General features: G+C 70.5%; 9 protein-coding genes. 2 read left to right on the top strand and 7 right to left on the bottom strand.

The annotated features are described in order from the left end of the window. Positions 1-121 precede the first annotated feature (121 nt). Positions 122-1,024 (top strand): IS3 family transposase, encoded by a 903-nt coding sequence (locus AB0M20_RS22005; protein WP_364300901.1) that lies wholly within the window; start codon positions 122-124, stop codon positions 1,022-1,024. 53 nt (positions 1,025-1,077) lie between these two features. Here the strand turns inward: AB0M20_RS22005 and AB0M20_RS22000 are convergent, their stop codons facing one another. From AB0M20_RS22000 to AB0M20_RS21990, 3 genes are all read right to left on the bottom strand, one after another. Continuing rightward, complete coding sequence (locus AB0M20_RS22000) at positions 1,078-1,389, bottom strand: AzlD domain-containing protein (protein WP_364300899.1); 312 nt, start codon at positions 1,387-1,389, stop codon at positions 1,078-1,080. After that, positions 1,386-2,066, bottom strand: coding sequence for an AzlC family ABC transporter permease (locus AB0M20_RS21995; RefSeq protein ID WP_364300897.1), 681 nt, complete (start codon positions 2,064-2,066; stop codon positions 1,386-1,388). The genes AB0M20_RS22000 and AB0M20_RS21995 overlap by 4 nt, the downstream gene beginning before the upstream one ends. A 77-nt stretch (positions 2,067-2,143) precedes the next feature. Then, positions 2,144-2,935 (bottom strand): SGNH/GDSL hydrolase family protein, encoded by a 792-nt coding sequence (locus AB0M20_RS21990; protein WP_364300895.1) that lies wholly within the window; start codon positions 2,933-2,935, stop codon positions 2,144-2,146. Positions 2,936-3,108: 173 nt separating this feature from the next. Here AB0M20_RS21990 and AB0M20_RS21985 point away from each other — a divergent pair, with 173 nt between their 5' ends. Beyond that, positions 3,109-3,486: a hypothetical protein gene (locus tag AB0M20_RS21985; RefSeq protein WP_364300892.1), complete on the top strand. Its 378-nt coding sequence runs from the start codon at positions 3,109-3,111 to the stop codon at positions 3,484-3,486. Here the strand turns inward: AB0M20_RS21985 and AB0M20_RS21980 are convergent. The 4 genes from AB0M20_RS21980 to AB0M20_RS21965 form a co-directional block, all read right to left on the bottom strand. Continuing rightward, on the bottom strand, positions 3,483-4,211 hold the full coding sequence (locus AB0M20_RS21980) for a ferredoxin reductase (protein ID WP_364300890.1): 729 nt from the start codon (positions 4,209-4,211) through the stop codon (positions 3,483-3,485). The two genes, AB0M20_RS21985 and AB0M20_RS21980, sit on opposite strands and share 4 nt — an antisense overlap. Beyond that, the gene (locus AB0M20_RS21975; protein WP_364300887.1) at positions 4,181-4,780 is read right to left on the bottom strand and encodes a sulfite oxidase-like oxidoreductase; all 600 of its coding nucleotides are present in this window, start codon (positions 4,778-4,780) and stop codon (positions 4,181-4,183) included. The genes AB0M20_RS21980 and AB0M20_RS21975 overlap by 31 nt, the downstream gene beginning before the upstream one ends. Before the next feature lie 9 nt (positions 4,781-4,789). Then, a complete protein-coding gene (locus tag AB0M20_RS21970) occupies positions 4,790-5,617 on the bottom strand; it encodes a patatin-like phospholipase family protein (protein WP_364300884.1) in 828 nt (275 codons plus the stop codon). Positions 5,618-5,622: 5 nt separating this feature from the next. Continuing rightward, the coding region (locus AB0M20_RS21965; RefSeq protein ID WP_364300881.1) for an aldo/keto reductase at positions 5,623-6,124 on the bottom strand (502 nt) is incomplete at its 5' end.

Raw genomic sequence — 6,124 nt, 5'->3', positions numbered from 1 at the left:
GTCCTCTTTCATCGCCTCCGGCATCCCCGGCCGACCCATCTGTGCCACAAGCCACCCATTCACCAGCACCGTTGCATTGATCACCTGAATCTAAGACGGCTTTCTTCGCGAGGGAGACGCGGTGACCGGGTATCGGTTCATCGCCGCGGAGAAGGCTGGCAAGCACAGCGTGAAGCGCGGGTGTGAGCTGTTGAAGGTCTCCCGATCCGCTTTCTACCAGCAGGCAGGTGGCCGGCGTTCGCGGCGGTCCCGCGTTGATGGGCGCCTGACCGAGAAGATCCTCGCCGTGCACACGCACTCCAACGGCACCTACGGGGCGCCGCGTATCCACGCCGAGCTGGCGGCCGCCGGGGACCGGCACGGCCGTAAACGGATCGCCCGGCTGATGCGGGCGGCCGGCTGCCGGGGCCGCAGCCCGCGCCAGTTCCGCACGACCACCCTGCCGGACCCGGCCATCGGACCGGCCACCGAGTCCCGCCCGGATCTGATCGGCCGGGACTTCAGCACCGACCCGGGCGCCGCCGACACCCGCTGGTGCGGCGACATCACCTACATCAACACCTGGCAAGGGTGGCTGTATCTGGCCACCGTCATCGACCTGGCCTCACGACGAGTGGTCGGCTGGGCCGTCGCCGACCACCTGAGAACCGACCTGGTCGACGCCGCTCTGCGCGACGCGCTGACCCGCCGCCGCCCACCAGCCGGGCTGATCTTCCACTCCGACCGCGGCAGCCAGTACGTCAGCGCCCAGCACACCCGCCTGGCTGCCACCCACGGCATCCGACTATCGGTCGGGCGGCGCGGACAATGCTGGGACAACGCCGTCGCTGAATCATTCTTCGCCACCATCAAAACCGAACTCATCCACCGCACGGCCTGGCCCACCAAAGCCGCCGTTCGCACCGCCGTCTTCGCCTACATCGAAGGCTGGTACAACACCCGCCGCCGACACTCCACCCTCGGCTACCTCAGCCCCGCCGCCTACGAAAACAACAGCCCACAACCGGCCGACACCGCGGCCTGACCGGCCACCACACCAAACCCGTCCGCCAAAACGGGTCATGCCCAGTCGGGCTCTCAGATCAGGGTGACGAGGGTGACGACGACGAGGCCGGCGGCGACGGCGGCGAGCAACGAGCCGGTTCTGCGGACCACCAGCACGGTGATGACCGCGCCGGCGCTCAGGGCGATCAGGTCACCGGCCGGCTGGACCGCCGCGGTGTGGTGGACGGCCGAGCCGAGGATGGCCGCGATCGCGACCGGCAGGATCAGGTCGGTGGCGCGCTGAGCCCACGGCGGGAGCTCGGGGTTGCGGAGTGCCACCAGGAAGACGACCCGGAACAGGAACGTGCCCAGGGCGGCGAGCAGAACTACGGTCCAGAGGCTCATGACTGACCGGCCTTCACGGCGGCGGCCAGGCCGGCCGCGATGGCGACCACGAGGCCGAGGCTGTAGGGCAGGGCGCCGAGCGCGAGGGCGGCACTGAACGCGACCCCGGCGGCGACGAGCGTGGTGCGCTCCTTGACCGAGCCGGCGAGCAGCGCGACGAAGCACAGCGGTGCGGCGGCCCACAGCGCGCCCAGGTGCGGGATCAGCGCGGGCGCCAGGATCCCCACGCCGGTGACCACCTGCCACCACGCGAAGAGGATCACCGCGCCCCCCATGAAGTACGACGTGGAGCGGGGTCGCTGCTGGGCCTGGATGAACGACGGGTCGATCAGCAGGTGGCCGGCAAGCAGGCGCCACCCCAGCGACCGCTGCCGCCACTGTGGAGCCAATGCGGCGCTGTAGAGCACCAGGCGCAGGTTGATGATGAGCGTGACCGCGATCGCGGCGATGCCGGAGGTGGCGTAGGTGGTCATCAGCGCGAGCTGCGCCGAGCCGGAGTAGATCAGGCCGGAGGTGGCCCACGCGGTGAGGTGGTGGCCGGGCATCTGACCGAGGGCGACACCCAGGCTCAGGCCCTGCGGGGTGACCGCGAGCATGAGCGGGACCATCGCCTTGATCCCCGCGAGGGTCTCGGAGGGGGTGGGCGGCGCGGGCGGCGCTGCGAGCATCGTTGACATGCCGATGACTCTGGCCGGATCCGCGCCGCCAACCTTGGCGATCGTGTGGTGACCGGGTGGAGAGGTGTGGAGAAATCTCAGCCGACGGCGTCGCTCAGGGCCGGGAGGTAGCCGTAGCGGTAGCCACTGCCGTTGGGGTGGAACGAGTTCGTCGGCGGGAGGATCACCAGGCCGTTGATCCACGGCTGGGCGGAGCACGCGCCGTGACCCGCGAAGTCGTCGGTCACGTCCACGAACTCGAAGCCCGCGGCCGATGCCCGGTCCGCGATCACCGCGTTCAGCTCGCGATCGCCCTGGTTGATCGCCCGCCGCTTGGCGACGCTCAAGCCCGCGAAACCGCAGCTCGGCGCCGTCTCGTCGAACAGCAGCGGGTAACCGAGCACCAGCACGCGCGCGTTCGGGGCGCGACCGGCGATGCCCGCGTACAACGAGTCGAGCTTGCCCGGCAAGACGGTCTCGCCCGTCTCGACGGCGTCGTCGACGGCGGCCTGGCAGCCGGCCTCGCTGACCAGCGTGCAGGTGATCATCGTGGAGGCGAAGCCCACGTCGTTGCCGCCGATCGTGATGCTGACCAGGTCGGTGCCCCTGCTCAGCGCACCGAGCTGGAAGCGGCGAACGTCGTCGGTGGTGGCGCCGCCGCAGGCGACGGATCGGTAGGACTTCGGGTGGTTGGCCGCGGCCCAAAGACCGGGGTACGCGTTCGAGCTGCGCAGGCACAGCCCGATCTGGCCGCTCGCGCCGACTCCCGACGAATACGAGTCGCCCAAGGCGATGTAGTCGATGCGGGAGGCGGCAGCGGCCGGGGTGGCGGTGACGAGTGTGAGGACGGCGGAGAGGGCGAGGCTAACGAGGGCGGTCGTTCGTCTCATGGATGGCCTCCGATGGTGGGGATGGAGGCCGAAGCGCTTCGGTTACTGGACAGTAAGTCAAGTCTGTCGATAAAGAAATACGGTGATTTATTTGTTACCTGGTGGTAACATCTTGCGGGGTTCTCCCCGGTGGCGCACAGCGTTTCCCCAGCCTGCGGGGTTAGTTTCGAGGCATGGATGAGCTACGGGCGCAGCGGATCGTGAAGACCCTGCGGCAGCGCAACGTCTTCGCACACGTGAAGCTGCCGCACGCCGGCATCACGCAGTACGGCATCCGGGTCGTGCTCCCGGACGGCCGCGAGGCGATCTGGGACAACGACGGGACGGCCGGTCTAGAGGCGCAGGTGATGCGCGACGGCATCCTGGTCGGCTTCGTCCCGTCGATCCCCGGCTCGGAGAACTTCGGCGAGGCGGAGATCACCGACGCCATCGCTCGCGCCGAGTACGACCAGCCGATCGGCCGGTCCCGCCCGGCGACCCCACGCCCGGCCGCGCAGACTCCGGCGGCGAAGAGCCGCGGCGGCTTCCTGCGCGGGGCGTTCCGGAACTAACCGCCGAACCTCTCGGTCTTGATCTTGCGAGGGTCGTGGCCGAGCGCCACGAGCATGTCGGCCGCGGCCTCGACGAACGAGGTCGGGCCGCACACGAAGCACTCGGGCGCGAAGTCGGGCGGCCAGCCGTGCGTGTTCAGGGTCGCCACGCTGATCCGTTTCCGCGGCGTCTCTCGGGTGTAGACGGTGTGCAGGTCCAGCCCGCCGTCGTCGCGCACCCGCCGGGCCAGCTCGTCGGCGTAGAGGGCGTCGGCATGCGTGCGCACCGAGTAGATCAGGCGGAACGGCTGCCGGCCTTTCGCCAGCGCGCGGGCGCGGATCATCGCCATCAGCGGCACCAGACCGGACCCGCCGGCCACCAGCAGCACCGGCGCCGTCGAGGTGGACCGCCAGACGAACCAGCCGCCGATCGGGCCACGCAACTCCAGCTTGTCGCCGGCGGACAGCGCCGACGTGAGGTACGAGGACACCTCGCCGTCGTCGATCCGCTGGATCGTCAGCTCGACCGGTGCCCCCTCCTGCCACGCCGAGCCCATCGAGTAGCTGCGCTCGGCCTGATAGCCGTCCGGGGCGGTGAGCCGCACGTCGACATGCTGGCCGGGCAGGTGACCGGGCCAGTCGGGGATGTCGAGCTCGAGCGTCGTCGCGGTGGGCGTCTCCTTCCGCGCGGTCAGGACCGTGGCCACCCGCCAGGTCAGTCGCCCTGGTACCGCTGCTCGCGCCATGGGTCTCCGTACATGTGATAGCCGGCCTCTTCCCAGAAACCCGGCTCGTCATCGGTGAGCATCTCGAGCCCGTTGACCCACTTCGCGGACTTCCAGAAGTAGAGGTGCGGGATCAGCATCCGGGCCGGGCCGCCGTGCTCGGGCGTCAGATCCTCGCCGTCGTACTTGTACGCGATCCAGGCCTGCCCGTTCAGCAGGTCCTCCATCGGCACGTTGGTGGTGTAGCCGCCGTGGCCGTGCACCATCGTGAAGTCCGCCGCGGTCTCCACGTCCTCAAGGATCGTGTCCAGCGAGACACCGTGCCAGGACGTGCCCAGCTTCGACCACTTCGTCACGCAGTGGATGTCGGTGGTGACGTCCTCCGACGGCAGCTTGGTGAACTCGTCCCACGTCCACTCGTGCTTGCCGCCGGTCTCGGTGGTGATGGTGAAGCGCCAGCGGTCCAGCGGGATGCGTGGTGTCGGCCCGGCGGACAGCACCGGGAAGTCATGCGTCAGGTACTGGCCGGGTGGCAGGTCGGGCCGCGAGGAGCGGCGCCGGTCGCCGAAGCCGGGCGAGATGATGCTCATCCGTCGACCTTAATCCCACACGCGTTTCACCTTGGAGAAATCCTCGGCCGCCTGCTTGCGGCCGGCTTCCGCGGCCGCCGCGCGGCGGTCGGGGCTGAGCGGGTTCCGGCCGATCGCGGCGAGCGCGGCCTTGCCGGGGGTGACAACCGCATGGGGTACGCCCAGAGCGGCCGCCTGCACCTCGGGCCGATCCTTCTTGCGCGCCGCCAGGGTGCCCGGCGCCAGCACCACCACCCGGGCGTAGCCGGCCGCCAGGTCGACGTTGGCCAGCGAGCGCATCCCGCCGTCGATGTAGCGGGTGACGTTCACCGTCATCGGCGGCCACACCAGCGGAACCGCGCAGCTCGCCGCAACCGCGTCCAGCAGGGGCGCGCCGCTGTCGTTGTCGAAGACCACCACCCGCCCGGTCCGCGCGTCGATCGCCGGGACCCGCAGCCGGGTGGCCGGCCACGGTGTGCCGGCCGGCACCCGGGCGCCGATCGCCTCCCGGCGCGCCGACTCCGGCACCGTCTTCGCCCGCAGCGCCGCCCGGCCCAGCCGCCGCCGGCCGCGGTCGCCGGGCAGCGCCATCGCCAGCCCGTATCGCAGCAGCACCCCGAGGCCGATCGTGGCATTCCGGTCGCCGCTGGTGTCCGCCAGCTCACGCTCGTAGAGCTCGCCGATCGGCGTACCCGACGTGACCTGGGCGGCGACCACCGAGCCCGCCGACGTGCCCACGTAGAGGTCCGCCGCGGACAGGTCGACGCCGAGCTCGGCCAGGCCGTGCATCATGCCGATCTCCCACGCCACGCCGGTCACGCCGCCACCGCCGAGCACCACGGCTCTGCTGTTCGCCATTTCCCCTACCAACTCAACGCTCGATCGCCGACCCGCTCGGCGTACCAGGTTTCTATCGCATCCACTGTGTCCTGCGGCAGGGGGCCTTCGGCCACCGCCGCGATGCTCGTCGCGAGGTGGTCCAGCGAGCGGGTGCCCGGGATCACGGTCGACACCTGCGGGTACGCGAGCAGGAACCGCAACGCGCCCTCGACGGTGCTCACGCCCTCGGGCAGCAGCGCGCGGAACTCCTCGACCAGCGCGGCGCGCAACGCGACGTCGGCCGGCGACCAGCGCGCCCGCACGTCGGCGAAGGTCGACTCCGCGTCGTATCGGCCGGACAGCCAGCCCGACTCCAGGGGGACCTTGACGATCGTGCCGGGTCTGATCGCGCGCAACGGTTCCTGATACAGGACCGACAGGCGGACCTCGGTCACGGCCGCCTCCACGGGCAGCGCCTCGATCTCGCGCGCCTGGTCGACCGACGCGCCGTACGCCCGGATCAGGCCCTTGGCCTTGAGCTCCTCC

This window comes from Actinoplanes sp. NPDC051633, assembly GCF_040681735.1.
Taxonomy (GTDB): domain Bacteria; phylum Actinomycetota; class Actinomycetes; order Mycobacteriales; family Micromonosporaceae; genus Actinoplanes.
Note: the sequence above shows the minus strand (reverse complement) of the source record. Positions and strands in the feature narration are given on the sequence as shown.